The following is a 15676-nucleotide window of genomic DNA, read 5'->3' on the forward strand; positions in this document are numbered from 1 at the left end:
TCTCTTTTCGATGGCTTTTCCTGTGAAAGCGAGATCGTTAGGCCTTAACTGGGAGTGAGGTGAGCTTTCCGGGATTGGCCTTGGCAATCGCTGCAACTATGGTGGCCCGACAAATAGAACCAACCTAACCAACCGAGCCGAGAACCAGCCCCGTGTCAGACCTGTTTGACGACCCGACACCGGGTCAAAACACTCCCGTATTCACCGTTTCCGAGCTTTCCGGAGAGGTAAAGCGCACGCTTGAGGGCACGTTTGGCCGCATTCGGGTGCGCGGCGAGGTGGGGCGTATCTTCAAGGCGCGCTCGGGGCATTTGTATTACGACGTCAAAGACGACAAATCTGTGCTGGCCTGCACCACCTGGAAGGGGCAGGTGTCGAAGCTGGCGGTGGTGCCCGAAGAAGGGCTGGAGGTGATTGTCACCGGCCGCCTGACCGCCTTTGGTGCGCAGTCGAAATACAATATGAACGTCGAGGAAGTCGCCGTTGCCGGGCAGGGCGCGTTGATGGCGTTGCTAGAGAAACGCAAGAAACAGCTAGAGGCCGAGGGATTGTTTGCGCCCGAGCGTAAACAGGCGCTGCCCTACCTGCCGCGTTTCATTGGCGTGGTGACATCGCCATCCGGCGCGGTGATCCGCGATATCCTGCACCGTCTGCGCGACCGTTTCCCACGCAAGGTACTGGTCTGGCCCGTCGCAGTCCAAGGCAAAAACTGCGCGGCAGAGGTCGCCAATGCCATCAACGGCTTCAATGGCTTCACTCCCGGTGGGGCACTGCCGAGACCGGACCTGGTCATCGTTGCCCGTGGCGGTGGCTCGGTCGAAGATCTGTGGGGCTTTAACGAAGAAATCGTCGCGCGCGCAGTCGCGGCCTCGCAGATCCCGCTGATTTCGGCCGTCGGGCATGAAACAGACACCACCTTGATTGACTATGTCTCTGACCAGCGCGCGCCAACACCCACGGCAGCGGCAGAATTGGCGGTACCAGTGCGGCTGGAACTGCTGGCCTGGACAGGCGAGCAGGGCGCTCGGATGACCCATGCCGTCGGCCAATCAGTGCAGCAACGCAAACAGCGGCTAAAAGACATGTCGCGGGCCATGCCCAAACCCGAACGACTGTTGGATGATCCGCGCCAAAAGCTGGATATTTTGTTCGATAAGTTGCCCAACGCCTTGATTCGCGGCGTCCAAAATCGTCGGGTTCAGCTCAGCCAGAAATCCGCGGGGCTGCGCCCACAGGCGTTGCAGCAATTGATGGCCAGACGGCACGATAAGTTGATCAGCCTGTCGTCACAACTAAATCTGCGAACGACTTCGCAGAACTTGGCCCTGCACAAAGAACGCCTGGAACATCTTTCCAAGCAACTCGATGGCCTCCATCAACAACGGATTGAAAAAACCCGACAGCAGCTAGACGCCGCAGGCCGACAGTTGGAAATTCTTAGCTATCGGGCAACGCTGGATCGCGGATATGCGGTGGTACGGGACGCAGGCCAGTTGATCACTAGCAAAGCAACAGCGGCCAAGGCTTCGGCGCTTGAGATTGAGTTTTCTGATGGAACGATCAAACTGGGCGGAGCCGAGGACTAACTATTTGTGCGTAATTTCTTTTTGCTAAAAATACTCAAATCCCGGCCTTGGTCTCAGACGCCGACTTCTGGTCCGTAACACAGCATATCCTCATCCAGATCCTCTACTTCGTAGAGCTCCGTAGCACGTGGGTCACTTTCGAATTGCGCGATCAGGCCTTCTGGTTCCAGCGCAAATCTCCAGCATTGAGGCGTATTGTTGTCTTCATAGACAAAACAGATTTGATCGGCGTCTTCGTACCAGTGGCCTTTTTGGCATCGGCCATCGAGAAATGACCACAACACCTGACGATCTGGCAGATAGCGTTCCACGCCATAGATTGTGCCCTCAAATCCATAATACAAAGTGCGTCCAAGGGTGTAGCGATCAAAGGTCTCGCCGGTGAGCTGTTCGCCAGCAGTCAGCGGTGCTGGCTGCAACAATGAAAACATCAGGGGAATCATTAAAATAACGCGCATGGGCCAATAGTGTCAGAAATTGCCTCTTCAGGCCACGGTGTCAGTTTTTCCAACTACGCCAAAACGCCGTGCCATCACTCTGCGCCACAAAGGTGCCAACAGCGCGATGGCCTCCATTTCCGGAATCGCAAAGGGCAGTACCGGCATATCCCTGCGCAATCCTAGTTCCGGGTAGCGCCGTTGAGGGGCAAGTGGTGGTCCGAATGGCGTGGCGCATTCAGCATCATCGCTGAGGAGTACCAGTGCGGAGCGTTCCAGGAATGCCCTGGCCCAACGGGTTCCACCCTCCCCGATCCTGTCATGGCAGACTGCAAGCCGTAGTGCTGGACGCAATCTACCGGAAAAATTTGGAGCTGAGCGTAGCCAGTCAGCAGCAAATACAAAAGCAACAGGGGCGCACCGCCAGCAACTGTGGCCAGTATCAGTGCAAAGGATGCGCCACCACAATATCCGACATAAGGGTGGCTCCATGCTGTAGCCGGCACTGATTTACGTGTCGGGAGCCTATCGTCTGCGCGTAGTCCGGCGCGGAAAGACCCAAGCCACGCTCGCAGGAGAAAGCAGTAAACCTCTTCTCCACGGCGGGCGGTGTTTGGATCATCACGCGTAGCCACCTGCGGATGGTGCACACGCAGATGGGCGGACACATGATGGCCGATCAACATGGTCGTGTAGATTAATGACCCAAGTCGTCGCATCCGGCGAAGTGGATGATGGATTAATTCGTGGGCATTGGGATGTGACACTTGTCCCATAGACAATCCCACAGGCATTTTGATCAACAATAGTGCGAAATGCGCCAGTACCAAGGCAATGGAGAGCAAGTCCGCTAGCGGGAAAGCACCATCGGAGGTTGCTCTGGTCCTTTTGACAACAGCGCGCGGCCGCAATCTAGCTCTGGCAGCAGAAACCGAAGCTTCGTTTTGAAGTAAAAGCTCACGATCTTTGTTATTCGGCGACTTCGGTCGAGTTTTTTGCAACATTTGCCTGAGGCGCTTTGCAAGTGGCACCAATCCGCATTAGGTGGGTGTGAAACCCTTTGCGGAGACTAAGATGGCGTTTTTCTCTAAGTTAAAAGACCGGTTGTTCAAGTCTTCTTCGAAGCTAGAGCAGGGGTTGGACGCTATTGTCGAAGATGCGGCTGAGACCGCAGCGCCATCGCCAACACCTGCACAGGAGACAACACCCGTGTCGGTTACCACTCCAGATGTTGCTGCGGTGGCTGCTCCTGAAACGAGCTCACCGAGCTTGGTTGGCCGCTTGCTTGGCCGAAAAGCTGACGAGCCGCGCCGGGTGCTGGACGATGATATGCTGGAACAGCTCGAAGAGTTGTTGATCAGCTCGGACATGGGCGTGGATACCGCACTGCGGGTCACCGCCAATATGGCCGAGGGCCGCTTTGGCAAACGCCTGTCATCCAGTGAGATCAAAAACCTGCTGGCGGCAGAAATTGCCCGCATTATGGAAAATGTTGCCAAACCGATGCCGATCTACTCCAAGCGTCCACAAGTGGTGCTGGTGGTTGGTGTCAACGGCTCGGGTAAAACCACTACAATTGGTAAGCTGGCCAGCCAGTTTAAGGCAGCCGGAAAATCGGTGGTGATTGCTGCAGGCGACACCTTTCGCGCTGCTGCTGTGGAACAGTTGCAGGTCTGGGGAGATCGTGCCGGCGTTCCGGTTCTTACAGCCCCCGAAGGCTCAGATCCGGCCTCTCTGGCCTTTGATGCCTTGACCAAGGCGCAAGAAGACGGGGCTGATTTGCTGATGATAGATACGGCGGGAAGGCTACAAAATCGCTCTGATCTGATGGAGGAGCTGGCCAAGATTGTCCGGGTGATCCGTAAGGTTGATCCCACTGCTCCCCACAATACATTGCTGGTACTAGATGCAACCACGGGCCAAAATGCGTTGAATCAGGTCGATGTGTTCCAAAAAATTTCGGATGTTTCGGGTTTGGTGATGACCAAATTGGATGGCACGGCTCGTGGTGGTGTGCTGGTGGCTCTGGCAGATAAATTCGGCCTGCCAATCCACGCAATTGGTGTGGGTGAGCAGATTGACGATCTTGCCCCGTTTGATCCACAGGACTTTGCGGCGGCATTGACTGGCTTGGACAAAACCTGATCCGGACTCTTCATCTAGCTGCAAATATCCTCGGGGGTCCGGGGGCAGAGAGCCCCCGGCGATATCAACCTGACATAAGGCAAGTAATCACTTGAGCGATTGGCTGATTTCCCTGGAAGGCACACAAGCAGGTCATCAAGCGGCGTTGATACTCGCCTTGATGGCCGCTGTGCTGCATGCGGTGTTTGGGGCGCTGCAGAAAGGCCGCCATGATCCATGGTTGTCACGCGGGGCAATTGATTTTTCCTATTGCTTGATGGCGGCGCCTTTTGCTTTGTTTGTGGTGCCTTGGCCCGAACCGCATATGTGGCCCATTTTTGCAGCGGTCTGGGTTATTCATATCCTGTATAAAACCTTGCAGGCGCTGGCTTATACCAAAGGCTCCTATACAGTGGTCTATCCGGTCGTGCGCGGAACTGGCCCATTGTTTACTGTGATCGGGGCCTATTTTCTGTTTGGTGAAACCTTCACTTTGATCCAGTGGTCGGGCGTTCTGGTGCTTTTGTCAGGCATTTTTGGCCTGGCCGCGTATAACCTGCGCTATCTTGAAACCAATCGCGACACTCTGGTCATTGCTTTAGCCCTTGCCGGAATTACCGGATTGTTTGTAGCGCTTTATACCACCTACGATGCATATGGTATTCGAGCCACGGCTGATCCATTCACCTTTCTCGCTTGGTTCTTCATGATAGATGGCGCGGCGTTGCCGGTCTTTGCGTTCCTGCGGTGGCGCAGAATGGCTGACCGGCCAACACCAGGTCCGCTAATGCTGCGCGGGTTCTTCGGCGGAATTGTGGCCTTTATGTCTTTTGGTGCGGTGATGCTGGCGACACGTCTCGACAAGGTTGGTGAGGCTGCAGTGCTGCGTGAAACCTCAACAGTGTTTGCAGCGCTGATTGGCTGGCTGGTGCTAAAAGAGACCGTGGGGCCCCGCAGAATTGCGCTGATGGCTTTGATCGCGCTGGGCGCCGTGATAGTGGAAATGGGCGGATAAGGCGGCCCGCCCCGCTGAATGGAATAAAAGGACAGGCAATGGCCAAAACAAAGATCAATCCAACTTTGAAGATGGTACTGGAGATGGGGCCCATCGTGCTGTTCTTTATTGGTTACCTAAAGTTGCGAGATAGTAGCTTTACCATCGCAGGAAGTGACTATCAGGGTTTTATCATTGTCACGGCGGCCTTCATTCCATTGATGGTTCTTTCGTCAGGCATCCTGTGGAAACTCACAGGCCATTTGTCAAAAATGCAAATGGCCACCTTGGTTCTGGTAATTGTATTTGGCAGCTTGTCGGTCTGGTTCAACGATGAACGATTTTTCAAAATGAAGCCGACAATTATCTACTTGTTGTTTGGCGGTATGTTGGGTTTTGGCCTGTTACGGGGCAAGAGCTATCTGAAGGTGGTGATGGAGGAGGTCCTGCCGATGCAGCAAGAAGGATGGATGATCCTGACCCGTCGCCTGTGTGGGTTCTTTTTGGGGCTGGCCCTATTGAACGAGTTAATCTGGCGCACGCAGAGCACTGATAACTGGGTCTATTTCAAAACATTTGGCCTGACGGCCGGGGTCTTTATCTTCTTCATGTCCCAAAGTGCATTATTCCAAAAATACGGCGAAGAGAGCGAAGACACACCAGATGCCGCCGAATAATCAAAAACTCCCGCGCCTTGGTGCCACATCACAGATGTGACCCATAAGACTTGGGCCGAGCAGCGCACCTACGGTGCGCTGCAGCCTGCCGCTATCGTTTGAACAATAGATCTTGTGCCGTTTTGCTTTGCGAGCCAGTGCGCAATTCAAGGGCCAAAGCATGACCTGCAACCACTGCCGGTCGTTTGCCAACCAAGTCTAGCCAACGGGTAAGGTGGGGTTTGTCCTCCAGGGATTGCTGTTGCCCTTCCCAGAGTGAAGCCCAAGGCCAAATCGCCATATCAGCAATGCTATAGTCGTCGCCTGCCACATATTCATTCCCGGCCAACTGTCGGTCAAGTACCCCATACAGCCGGGCAACTTCTGCCCGATAGCGGTCCTTGGCATAAGGGATGTCCTGGGGGGGATCCATTTTGGGCGCATACTTCAAAAAATGGTGTGCTTGGCCTGCCATTGGTCCAACCCCGCCCATTTGCCACATCAACCATTGATCTACCAACAGCTTGGTTCGCTCATCCTTACCATAGAACTGCCCGGTTTTTTGGGCCAAATACATCAGGATAGCGCCGCTCTCAAACAGTGAGATGGGGATACCGTCCGGGCCATTTGGGTCGGTGATTGCTGGCATTCGGTTGTTTGGCGCAATTTTCAGAAAGTCAGGAGCAAACTGATCTCCTTTGGAGATGTTGATCAGGTTCAGATCATAGGGCAGGCCCATTTCTTCGAGTGCGATGGAGATTTTCCATCCATTTGGTGTTGGCCAGTAATACAGCTGTATCGGCTGTTGCATGATTTCCCCCTAATTTGCTGATTGCGATCTTGGCCTTTTGCGAGTTGACGACAAGAGGGGAGCGGCAGCTGCTGCGCAAAAATGCGTGATGTGGGTCTCTACTGTTGCTTTCGTACAGTTCTTGTACGGTCCCTGCTCTCCACAAACTTGACGTGGGCACAATGGCGTCGTAAGGGCGAGGGACAGAACTCGTGGCGATTTGTTACCGGATTGCGGGCCACGTTAAACACACCCGCTAAAGAGGTCAGGATGTAAAGGACCCCCTTTTCGCTTGGCCGAATTGGGGTTTTTTTATGCGCGGAGAGCGCAGGAGGACATGTGATGAGTGAGAACTGGAACAAAGCTACCAAAATGGTACATGGTGGCACTCGGCGTAGCCAGTACAACGAAGTCAGCGAAGCAATTTTCCTGACCCAGGGATTTGTCTATGACAGTGCAGAGCAAGCCGAAGCGCGGTTTATAGAAACTGGCCCGGATGAATTCATATATGCTCGGTATGGCAATCCAACGGTTGCGATGTTCGAAGATCGCATTGCCGCACTGGAAGGGGCCGAGGATGCCTTTGCCACCGCATCGGGGATGGCAGCGGTCAACGGCGCGTTGACATCAATGCTGAAGTCCGGCGACCATGTGGTATCAGCCAAGGCGTTGTTCGGGTCGTGTCTTTACATTCTTGAAAGTGTCTTGGGTCGTTTTGGCGTTGAGGTCACATTTGTTGATGGCACCGATCTGGACCAATGGCGCGCCGCCATGCGTCCGGACACCAAGGCCGTGTTTTTCGAGACCATGTCAAACCCAACTCTCGAAGTGATTGACGTCGCAGCCGTGGCGGAGATCGCTCATGGGGTTGGCGCAACGGTGGTGGTCGACAATGTGTTTTCTACGCCTGTGTTTTCCAACGCCATTTCGCAGGGCGCAGATGTGGTGATTTACTCCGCAACCAAACATATTGATGGTCAGGGGCGTGCACTTGGTGGCGTGGTATTGGGCACCAAGGATTTTATCCGTGGCACGCTGGAACCCTATATGAAACATACCGGCGGCTCCCTCAGCCCATTCAATGCATGGGTGTTGCTGAAAGGGCTTGAAACCATTTCCCTGCGGGTCAATGCGCAGGCGGAGAGTGCGTTGAAAATCGCAACAGCGCTTGAAGGGCATCCTGCATTGGTGCGTACACTTTATCCCGGCCTGCCGGGCCATGCACAAAACGCACTGGTTCAGCGACAGCTTGGTGGCAAGGGAGGTACGGTTTTGTCGCTTGATCTGAAAGATGGCAAAGACGCGGCGTTCAAGTTTCTGAATGCGATGAGCATTGCGGTCATTTCCAACAACCTCGGCGATGCCAAGTCCATTGCTACGCACCCTGCAACGACAACACACCAACGCCTGCCGGATGAACTGAAGGATGAGCTAGGCATTACGCCGGGACTGGTGCGTTTCTCTGTTGGGCTTGAAGATGCCGATGATTTGATTGCAGACCTAAGACAAGCACTGGACACGACACTGAGTTGATGTTCCCTGCAGTCAATTCAATGAATGTTCTATCTACCCTGGTCTTTGCTTCATCTAGCCAAAAATATCCTCGGGGGTGAATTGGCCGCTAGGTCAAAAGGGGGCAGACAGCCCCCTTTTTTTGTTTCCGAACATGCGGTACGGCAGCTTTGCCAACAAAACTGCCGCATTTGAGAGATCACTTTTGTATTTTCCTGGTTACATCGGTAAAATACTGGTCTGTAGCGTCTCTGCAGCTGCACAGCAAAGGAAGCCCGGCTGATGACTATACACCCTCGCGACACAGATGAGGCCCCGAACCGGGATGCTGCTGAAGCGGCACTGAAGGTGCTGCGAAATTGGGCTTTGAAGGCAAGTGTGACAGAAGTTGCTCAGCTCGATCCAGCTGTGGCGCGATTACTGCCGGGACAAGAACTGGGGAACTATCCAGATCTGTCGCGCGACTATCCGGAAAACTTCAAATCAGACGAGCAATACCGTGCGACATTGCCGGACCTGCAAAACGGCCCAGCCAGTCTGATCCGGGGCGCACGGCAGTTGATCCAACATGTTGGTATTTCCAATTTCCGGTTGCCTATCCGATTTCATACCCGCGATGGTGGCGATTTGACCCTGGAGGCTTCAATCACGGGTACGGTCAGTCTTGAAGGGGAAAAGAAGGGCATCAACATGTCGCGCATCATGCGGTCGTTTTATAAGCACGCGGATCGGACCTTTAGCTTTGAAGTCATGGCGACAGCCTTGGATGATTACCTTAGCGACCTGAACAGCCCAGACGCGCGTATTCAGATGCGATTTTCATTTCCTGCTCGGGTCAATAGTCTGCGTTCTGGCCTGTCGGGGTATCAATACTACGATATTGCGCTGGAACTGGTAGACCATGATGGGCGGCGCGAGGAAATCATCCATCTCGACTATGTCTATTCGTCGACTTGTCCCTGTTCGCTGGAGCTTAGCGAACATGCCCGCACCGCCCGAGGGCAACTGGCCACGCCACATTCACAACGCTCGGTGGCGCGAATCTCGGTGCAGGTCAAACCTGGTAGCAATTGTCTGTGGTACGAAGACCTGATTGATCATTGTCGACGCGCGGTCCCAACTGAGACCCAGGTCATGGTGAAGCGCGAGGATGAGCAGGCCTTTGCGGAGCTCAATGCAGCCAATCCGATCTTCGTCGAGGATGCAGCGCGATTGTTCTGTGAAGCCTTGCAACAGGACCCTCGGATTGCCGATTTCAGGGTGGTCGCCAGCCATCAGGAAAGTCTCCATAGTCATGATGCAGTGAGTGTCCTAACGCAGGGACCCAGCTTTGTTACGCGCAGTCTTGACCCCAAGTTGTTTTCAACACTGATCCATCGCGGATGATCGCATTCGATCACCTGTAACGAGTGCCAACCGCTGCAAATAGGGTGCCTTTTGCTTGACAGTTGGGGCACTGGACGCCAACCCTGCGCGCTATGTTGGATCTTCGCCCTGTTGGATATGTCATTGGCTTGCTGGTCGCCATTCTGGGCGGGACCATGCTGTTTCCTTTGTTGGTCGACCTGTACGACGACCATGGCCAATGGCCGGTTTTTCTTCAGAGTGCTGTTTTCACGGTGTTGGCTGGCGGCTTGATTGCGTTGAGCTGTGCCAATGGAGTGCGCGAAGGGTTGACCATTCAGCAGACCTTTTTGCTTACCACGGGTGTCTGGCTGGCCCTGCCGCTGTTTGGTGCGCTGCCTTTTGTCCTGGGGGCCACAGAAGCACGATTTGTGGATGCCTTTTTTGAGGCTATGTCTGGGATGACCACCACGGGGTCGACCGTGCTGTCCGGCCTTGATGACCTACCTCGCGGCATCTTGCTGTGGCGCGGCATTCTACAATGGCTGGGGGGGATCGGTATCATTGTGGTGGCAATGGTCTTTCTGCCGGAACTTCGGGTTGGGGGGATGCAAATTTTCCGATCCGAAGGGTTTGAAACCATGGGTAAAATTCTGCCACGCGCCCAGGAGATCGCTGGGCAGATATCAATGATCTACATTGCACTGACGTTGCTGTGCGGCTTGGTTTATGGGGCTTTGGGTATGGGGTTTTTCGACGCATTGGTGCACGCGTTGACCACCGTCTCCACGGGTGGGTTTTCCAATTATGATGAGTCGTTTGGTGCCTTTTCCGGACCCGCTGAATATGCGGCAGTGTTTTTTATGATCCTCGCAGCGCTCCCATTTGTGCGCTACGTGCAACTGCTGAACGGTCAGGGCAAGGCGCTGCTGCGGGACAGCCAAATCCATGTGTTTCTAGTGATCATCGCGGTACTGGTCGCTGTCACATCAGTGATCCTGACAACAGTTTTCCCGTATCACATTGAGCAAGCTGTCCGTGAGGCTCTGTTCAACATCACCTCAATCATATCAGGCACCGGATACGCCAGTGTTGACTATATGAAGTGGGGCAGCTTTCTAGTCATGATGTTCTTTTTCGTCGGGCTGGTTGGAGGTTGTGCTGGGTCGACGGCCTGTTCGATAAAGATATTCCGATATCAGTTGCTGTTTGCTTCGATCAGAGTTCAGATCCAAAGAATTCGTGCGCCTCATGGTGTTTTTATTCCACGCTATGAAGGTCGCAAAGTAGGCAATGATGTGCTTAGCTCGGTCATCTCATTCTTTGTATTTTTCGTTGTCACCATTGGCATTGTTGCCTGGGCGCTGGCGTTGACGGGGCTGGATTTCACCACTGCTGTATCGGGGGCGGCTACTGCGGTGGCCAATGTTGGGCCGGGTCTGGGCGACCGCATTGGACCTGCAGGAAATTTTGGCGGCCTGAACGACGCAGCCAAATGGATCCTGATCGCCGCCATGTTGATTGGTCGGCTGGAACTGATGGCTGTTTATGTTCTTTTTACTGTCCGTTTCTGGAGAGCCTGACCGGCCCGCTGGACTATCGAGCACTATTGTCCGGCGCTGCCGACGAACAGAATGCAGGGTGCATCTGCACACCCTACACATTGATTTAGCGTCTAATTTGCTTCCAGCAGGGCATTGGGAATCTCAAACCGTTCTTCTGGAGTGATATGCACCACGGTGGTGTTTGCCAGTCGCTTTGAGGCCAGTGAGCCTGTGCTGTCGGTGGAGGTGATCTTGCCATCGGTGACATAGAGATAGCGTACCTGGCCGCCGGGAAGCAGAACGCGTAGGGTCACTGAGCCATCTTCCTTCGGCAGGATCTCAAGCGGACAGTCTGTTGAAGGCTGGCCATCCATTGCAGCGCAGGAGACGTGGCCGACTGAGCGAGTACCATCGGTGCCTGCGATGTTAGTACCACTGGCGAGCACGGGCAGGGGCAACAGGGTGGTGATGGCCAAGAAGGCAAAAAACCGCATGACTATTCCTTTCGTCGATAATGTGTTGCGGGGACTCTTGCATTGGGACCCGGGGCTGTAAACCCGGATGTGAGGCAATGTTGGCCTGCGTCGCAATACCGCGACGGTGCCGTTGCTCTTGCTCTTATTTCACAGCTCGCTTAAGACGCGGGAGATCGAAAACAGCCAGCGCACGGAGAGTGTCCCCCATGCCGGTACTTGTGATGAAATTCGGCGGCACCTCGGTCGCCAACCTGGACCGGATCCGTCGGGCCGCCAAACGTGTTGGTGTGGAAGTCGCCAAAGGCTATGACGTCATCGTCATTGTCTCGGCGATGTCAGGTAAAACCAACGAAATGGTGGGTTGGGTTGAAGAAACCTCGCCTCTGTTTGACGCCCGCGAATATGACGCCGTGGTGTCTTCGGGGGAGGCGGTTACAGCCGGGTTGATGGCGCTGACGTTGCAGGAAATGGATGTTCCGGCGAGAAGCTGGCAAGGCTGGCAAGTGCCATTGCAAACCACCAGTGCCCACAGCCAGGCGCGGATCGAAGAGATCGGCACCGACAATATCAACCAAAAGTTCGGCGAAGGGATGAAGGTGGCGGTAGTTGCCGGGTTCCAGGGGGTTAGCTCTGAGGGACGGATTACCACGTTGGGTCGCGGTGGTTCTGACACCACAGCGGTAGCCTTTGCCGCTGCATTTGGTGCCGAACGCTGCGACATCTACACCGATGTGGATGGGGTCTACACAACCGACCCGCGGATCTGCGACAAAGCTCGTAAGCTGGATAAGATTTCTTTCGAAGAAATGTTGGAGCTGGCGTCGCTGGGCGCGAAGGTTTTACAGACCCGATCTGTTGAGCTGGCAATGCGGTTTAAGGTTAAACTACGTGTTTTGAGCAGCTTTGAAGAACAATCTGATGAGGCTGGGACCTTAGTCTGTGCCGAGGAGGAAATCATGGAATCCAATGCAGTGGCCGGAGTGGCCTATTCCCGCGATGAAGCCAAGCTGACCCTGTTGTCAGTTGCTGACCGTCCAGGCATTGCGGCCATTATCTTTAACTCGCTGTCCGAGGGCGGCGTCAATGTCGACATGATTGTGCAGAACATCAGCGAAGATGGTCGCACCGATATGACGTTTTCTTGCCCAACGGATCAAGTGGCGCGCGCTGAACAGGCGTTGCTTGGTACAAAAAATGCTGGTGAATTGAACTATGCCGAGCTGGTCGCTGACAAAGATGTTGCCAAAGTTTCGGTTGTTGGAATCGGCATGCGCTCGCAGTCTGGTGTGGCTGCTAAGATGTTCAAAGTGTTGTCGGATGAAGGCGTCAACATCAAGGTGATTACGACCTCTGAGATAAAAATTTCCGTGCTGATTGATCGGAAATACATGGAACTTGCGGTCCAAGCACTGCATGATGCCTTTGATCTGGACAAGGTTGCCTGACTTTATTTCGGCGACCTGACACCCGTATTGCGTGAACAGGGCCTATGGCAGACAGTACAGAATCTGAAAGCCGCAAGTTACTGGGGCGGCTGAGAGAAGCGATGGCTGGCGATGACGCCGGCCAGACCAGGCTTGACAAAATCACTCATTTGATCGCTGACAGCATGAGAACCGAAGTGTGTTCGGTCTATCTGTTTCGTGACGACGAGACGCTGGAGCTCTGCGCTACTGAGGGCTTAAACCTCGAATCCGTTCACAAAACCCGCATGCGGCTAGGCGAAGGGCTGGTTGGCCGAGTCGCAAAATACGGCAAGGTCGTAAACACACCGGATGCCCCCAATGCCAAGGGTTTCCGCTATATGGCCGAGACCGGCGAAGAGCGGTTTTCATCCTTTCTAGGTATTCCTGTGCAACGTCTGGGTGAAAAGCTGGGCGTTTTGGTTGTACAGTCGCGCGATGCGCGTGAGTTTTCTGCTGATGAGGTTTATGCGCTGGAAGTGGTGGCTATGGTCATCGCTGAGATGACCGAGCTTGGCGCTTTTGTTGGTGAAGGCGCGGCGCTGTCACCGTTACATCAACAGCCGGTTCTTCTGCGTGGAACATCGGCCCAAGAGGGGACTGCTGAGGGTCATGTTTGGATGCATGAACCGAGGGTGGTGATAACCAATCCCATTGCCGATGATCCGCACCGAGAACGCGAACGCCTGCACGAGGCTGTGGACGAGTTGCGGGTTGGGGTCGATAAAATGCTGGAAATGTCGCTGGATGGTGACAAAGAGCAAGTGCAAGTGCTTGAGGCCTATCGCATGTTCGCGAACTCCAAGGGCTGGATGCGGCGGATGGAAGAGGACATCGCGTTAGGGCTAAGCGCCGAGGCGGCGGTTGAAAAAGAGCAGTCCCAGGCAAGGGCGCGGATGAGCCAGGTGCAAGACGCCTATTTGCGTGAACGGTTGAGCGATCTGGACGACCTGTCGAACCGTCTATTGCGGATCCTGACTGGACAGGGGGCGACATCGAGCGCTGATTTACCCGCCGATCCAATCTTGATTGCTCGCAATATTGGACCCGGAGATTTGTTGGAGTATGGACGTAGCCTGCGTGGGTTGGTGTTGGAAGAGGGCTCGGTTGGGTCACATGCGGCAATTGTTGCCCGTGCACTGGCCATTCCGCTAGTCGTCAATGCCAAACGTATCACAACCGAAGCGCTGAACGGCGACCATATTATGGTCGATGGTGACCAGGGACTGGTTCACCTTCGCCCAGAGGACACAGTTTCCAGCGCATTTCGTGACAAGATCGCGATGCAAGCCAATGCGCAGGAACGATATGGTTCGGTTCGTGATCTGCCCGCAGTGACGAAAGATGGTAAGCGCGTTGACTTGCTGATGAACGCTGGGCTTATGGCGGATCTACCGTCGCTAGAGAGTTCGGGGGCCGAGGGTGTTGGGCTATTTCGAACCGAATTGCAGTTTTTGGTGCGCAACAAAATGCCTAAAAGATCCGAGTTGGTGGTTCTGTACAAGCGGGTGCTGGACGCTGGGAATGGCAAACGAGTGGTCTTTCGCACACTGGATATCGGGTCAGATAAAGTGTTGCCCTATATGAAGCCCACCGACGAGCCAAATCCGGCCCTGGGTTGGCGTGCGATCCGGGTGGGGTTGGACAAGCCTGGAATCATGCGAATGCAGCTCCAGGCGCTGATACGGGCCGCAGACGGCCGCCCACTGACCGTCATGTTTCCATTTGTTGCACAGTTCGAAGAGTATCGCGCCGCTCGTGCCGAGGTGGAAAAGACTCTCGAGCTTGAACGCAAATTGGGCCACGCCCTGCCAGAGGTTTTGGATGTCGGGGCCATGTTGGAAACCCCGTCATTGGCCTTTGCGCCGCAGAAGTTTTTCGAAGAGGTTGGGTTTCTCTCAATTGGTGGCAATGATCTGAAACAGTTCTTTTTTGCAGCCGACCGTGAAAATGAACGGGTACGCAAACGCTACGATACACTGAATGTCAGCTTTTTGAGTTTGATTGAACGTATCGTTGAGCGTTGTAATTCAACCAACACACCTCTCAGCTTTTGTGGTGAAGATGCGGGGCGTCCGATTGAAGCGGTGTGTCTTGCCGCGATCGGCATTCGCACATTGTCGATGCGTCCTGCATCAATTGGGCCGGTGAAGTCGCTGTTACTGCGTGTAGATTTAGGCGCGCTTCGTAAAATCATTGCTGATGCCCGCCATCGTGGCGACCAGTCAGTGCGCCCGGCAGTGATGGACTACCTTCGCGACCTTTGATTGCCTCAACAAAGTACTTGCAAGCAAGTGAATTCCGACACGATTGTTCGGCCTTTTGGCGGGGAGAGACGTGGGGAAGGGACATTCTTGCGTCTGAGGAGGGGTGAGCTGATTCAGCTTTCTCCACTTTTAGATGTCAAAATGTGTATAAGTCAGAAGATTTGTGTACCTTTTCTCTCAATTGAACACGTTTCGTCTCGAGGTGTGTTTGACGTCCTGGCATTCAGTTGAAGACAGAAATAAGTTTGCTCTGTGATACCTTTCTTCTGCGTGATGTTTCTTTGCAGGGAACCTTCCGGTGCAAAATGGTGATCTTGAAGTTATTCAGTTTCTGCCCACAAGTTAATCACATTATGTATGTCTTGTTGCTGATTGAAAACAAACGTTAATATCAAGTTAACCCCTGGCCGGGGGGTAGGGTCGACAATTGGGCTCAGAGGGGAGACCGCTTTTGCAAGCTGGCAAGTGTCTGCAAATGACTGC

Annotated in this window: 13 protein-coding genes and 1 riboswitch; of the genes, 9 read left to right on the forward strand and 4 right to left on the reverse strand. The window is 54.2% G+C overall.

Annotation, left to right across the window (positions count from 1 at the left end; genetic code table 11):
• Window positions 1-152 precede the first annotated feature (152 nt).
• Window positions 153-1586: an exodeoxyribonuclease VII large subunit gene (gene xseA / locus GO984_RS09970; protein WP_167740287.1), complete on the forward strand. Its 1434-nt coding sequence runs from the start codon at window positions 153-155 to the stop codon at window positions 1584-1586.
• A gap of 53 nt (window positions 1587-1639) precedes the next feature.
• Here xseA and GO984_RS09975 read toward each other — a convergent pair whose 3' ends face one another.
• Window positions 1640-2044, reverse strand: coding sequence for a hypothetical protein (locus GO984_RS09975; RefSeq protein WP_157022378.1), 405 nt, complete (start codon window positions 2042-2044; stop codon window positions 1640-1642).
• A gap of 161 nt (window positions 2045-2205) precedes the next feature.
• On the reverse strand, window positions 2206-2799 hold the full coding sequence (locus GO984_RS09980; RefSeq protein ID WP_167740288.1) for a fatty acid desaturase: 594 nt from the start codon (window positions 2797-2799) through the stop codon (window positions 2206-2208).
• Between the two features lie 298 nt (window positions 2800-3097).
• Here GO984_RS09980 and ftsY point away from each other — a divergent pair, with 298 nt between their 5' ends.
• The 3 genes from ftsY (at window position 3098) to GO984_RS09995 (ending at window position 5818) form a co-directional block, all read left to right on the forward strand.
• Entirely contained in the window at window positions 3098-4168 is a 1071-nt protein-coding gene (gene ftsY, locus GO984_RS09985) for a signal recognition particle-docking protein FtsY (protein ID WP_157022382.1), read from the forward strand.
• Between the two features lie 91 nt (window positions 4169-4259).
• Window positions 4260-5162, forward strand: coding sequence for an EamA family transporter (locus GO984_RS09990; RefSeq protein WP_157022384.1), 903 nt, complete (start codon window positions 4260-4262; stop codon window positions 5160-5162).
• A gap of 38 nt (window positions 5163-5200) precedes the next feature.
• Entirely contained in the window at window positions 5201-5818 is a 618-nt protein-coding gene (locus GO984_RS09995) for an inner membrane-spanning protein YciB (protein WP_157022386.1), read from the forward strand.
• 91 nt (window positions 5819-5909) lie between these two features.
• Here the strand turns inward: GO984_RS09995 and GO984_RS10000 are convergent, their stop codons facing one another.
• Window positions 5910-6608 (reverse strand): glutathione S-transferase N-terminal domain-containing protein, encoded by a 699-nt coding sequence (locus tag GO984_RS10000; protein WP_157022388.1) that lies wholly within the window; start codon window positions 6606-6608, stop codon window positions 5910-5912.
• Between the two features lie 181 nt (window positions 6609-6789).
• Window positions 6790-6868, forward strand: a riboswitch (SAM riboswitch).
• A 61-nt stretch (window positions 6869-6929) separates the two neighbouring features.
• Here GO984_RS10000 and metZ point away from each other — a divergent pair.
• The 3 genes from metZ (at window position 6930) to GO984_RS10015 (ending at window position 11026) form a co-directional block, all read left to right on the forward strand.
• Entirely contained in the window at window positions 6930-8120 is a 1191-nt protein-coding gene (gene metZ, locus GO984_RS10005; RefSeq protein WP_157022390.1) for an O-succinylhomoserine sulfhydrylase, read from the forward strand.
• Window positions 8121-8381: 261 nt separating this feature from the next.
• Window positions 8382-9485: a GTP cyclohydrolase FolE2 gene (gene folE2, locus GO984_RS10010; RefSeq protein WP_157022392.1), complete on the forward strand. Its 1104-nt coding sequence runs from the start codon at window positions 8382-8384 to the stop codon at window positions 9483-9485.
• Between the two features lie 92 nt (window positions 9486-9577).
• A complete protein-coding gene (locus GO984_RS10015; RefSeq protein WP_157022394.1) occupies window positions 9578-11026 on the forward strand; it encodes a TrkH family potassium uptake protein in 1449 nt (482 codons plus the stop codon).
• Between the two features lie 92 nt (window positions 11027-11118).
• On the opposite strand, the gene GO984_RS10020 is transcribed toward GO984_RS10015, so the two are convergent.
• Window positions 11119-11481, reverse strand: a complete 363-nt coding sequence (locus tag GO984_RS10020) for a hypothetical protein (RefSeq protein ID WP_157022396.1) — start codon at window positions 11479-11481, stop codon at window positions 11119-11121.
• A gap of 188 nt (window positions 11482-11669) precedes the next feature.
• Between GO984_RS10020 and GO984_RS10025 the strand changes: the two genes are divergently transcribed.
• Together GO984_RS10025 and ptsP are read left to right on the forward strand one after the other, a co-directional pair.
• A complete protein-coding gene (locus GO984_RS10025; protein WP_157022398.1) occupies window positions 11670-12908 on the forward strand; it encodes an aspartate kinase in 1239 nt (412 codons plus the stop codon).
• Window positions 12909-12952: 44 nt separating this feature from the next.
• Entirely contained in the window at window positions 12953-15193 is a 2241-nt protein-coding gene (gene ptsP / locus GO984_RS10030) for a phosphoenolpyruvate--protein phosphotransferase (protein WP_157022400.1), read from the forward strand.
• The last annotated feature ends 483 nt before the right edge of the window (window positions 15194-15676 follow it).

Origin of the sequence: Parasedimentitalea huanghaiensis (assembly GCF_009753675.1) — a bacterium.
Classification (GTDB): Bacteria; Pseudomonadota; Alphaproteobacteria; order Rhodobacterales; family Rhodobacteraceae; genus Parasedimentitalea; species Parasedimentitalea huanghaiensis.

Excerpts from the sequence above, each read along its gene's own strand:
- GO984_RS09975 (WP_157022378.1), bottom strand. The coding sequence starts at position 2,044 with ATGCGCGTTATTTTAATGATTCCCCTGATGTTTTCATTGTTGCAGCCA.
- GO984_RS09980 (WP_167740288.1), bottom strand. The coding sequence starts at position 2,799 with ATGGGACAAGTGTCACATCCCAATGCCCACGAATTAATCCATCATCCA.
- ftsY (WP_157022382.1), top strand. The coding sequence starts at position 3,098 with ATGGCGTTTTTCTCTAAGTTAAAAGACCGGTTGTTCAAGTCTTCTTCG.
- GO984_RS09995 (WP_157022386.1), top strand. The coding sequence starts at position 5,201 with ATGGCCAAAACAAAGATCAATCCAACTTTGAAGATGGTACTGGAGATG.
- GO984_RS10000 (WP_157022388.1), bottom strand. The coding sequence starts at position 6,608 with ATGCAACAGCCGATACAGCTGTATTACTGGCCAACACCAAATGGATGG.
- metZ (WP_157022390.1), top strand. The coding sequence starts at position 6,930 with ATGAGTGAGAACTGGAACAAAGCTACCAAAATGGTACATGGTGGCACT.
- folE2 (WP_157022392.1), top strand. The coding sequence starts at position 8,382 with ATGACTATACACCCTCGCGACACAGATGAGGCCCCGAACCGGGATGCT.
- GO984_RS10015 (WP_157022394.1), top strand. The coding sequence starts at position 9,578 with ATGTTGGATCTTCGCCCTGTTGGATATGTCATTGGCTTGCTGGTCGCC.
- GO984_RS10020 (WP_157022396.1), bottom strand. The coding sequence starts at position 11,481 with ATGCGGTTTTTTGCCTTCTTGGCCATCACCACCCTGTTGCCCCTGCCC.
- GO984_RS10025 (WP_157022398.1), top strand. The coding sequence starts at position 11,670 with ATGCCGGTACTTGTGATGAAATTCGGCGGCACCTCGGTCGCCAACCTG.
- ptsP (WP_157022400.1), top strand. The coding sequence starts at position 12,953 with ATGGCAGACAGTACAGAATCTGAAAGCCGCAAGTTACTGGGGCGGCTG.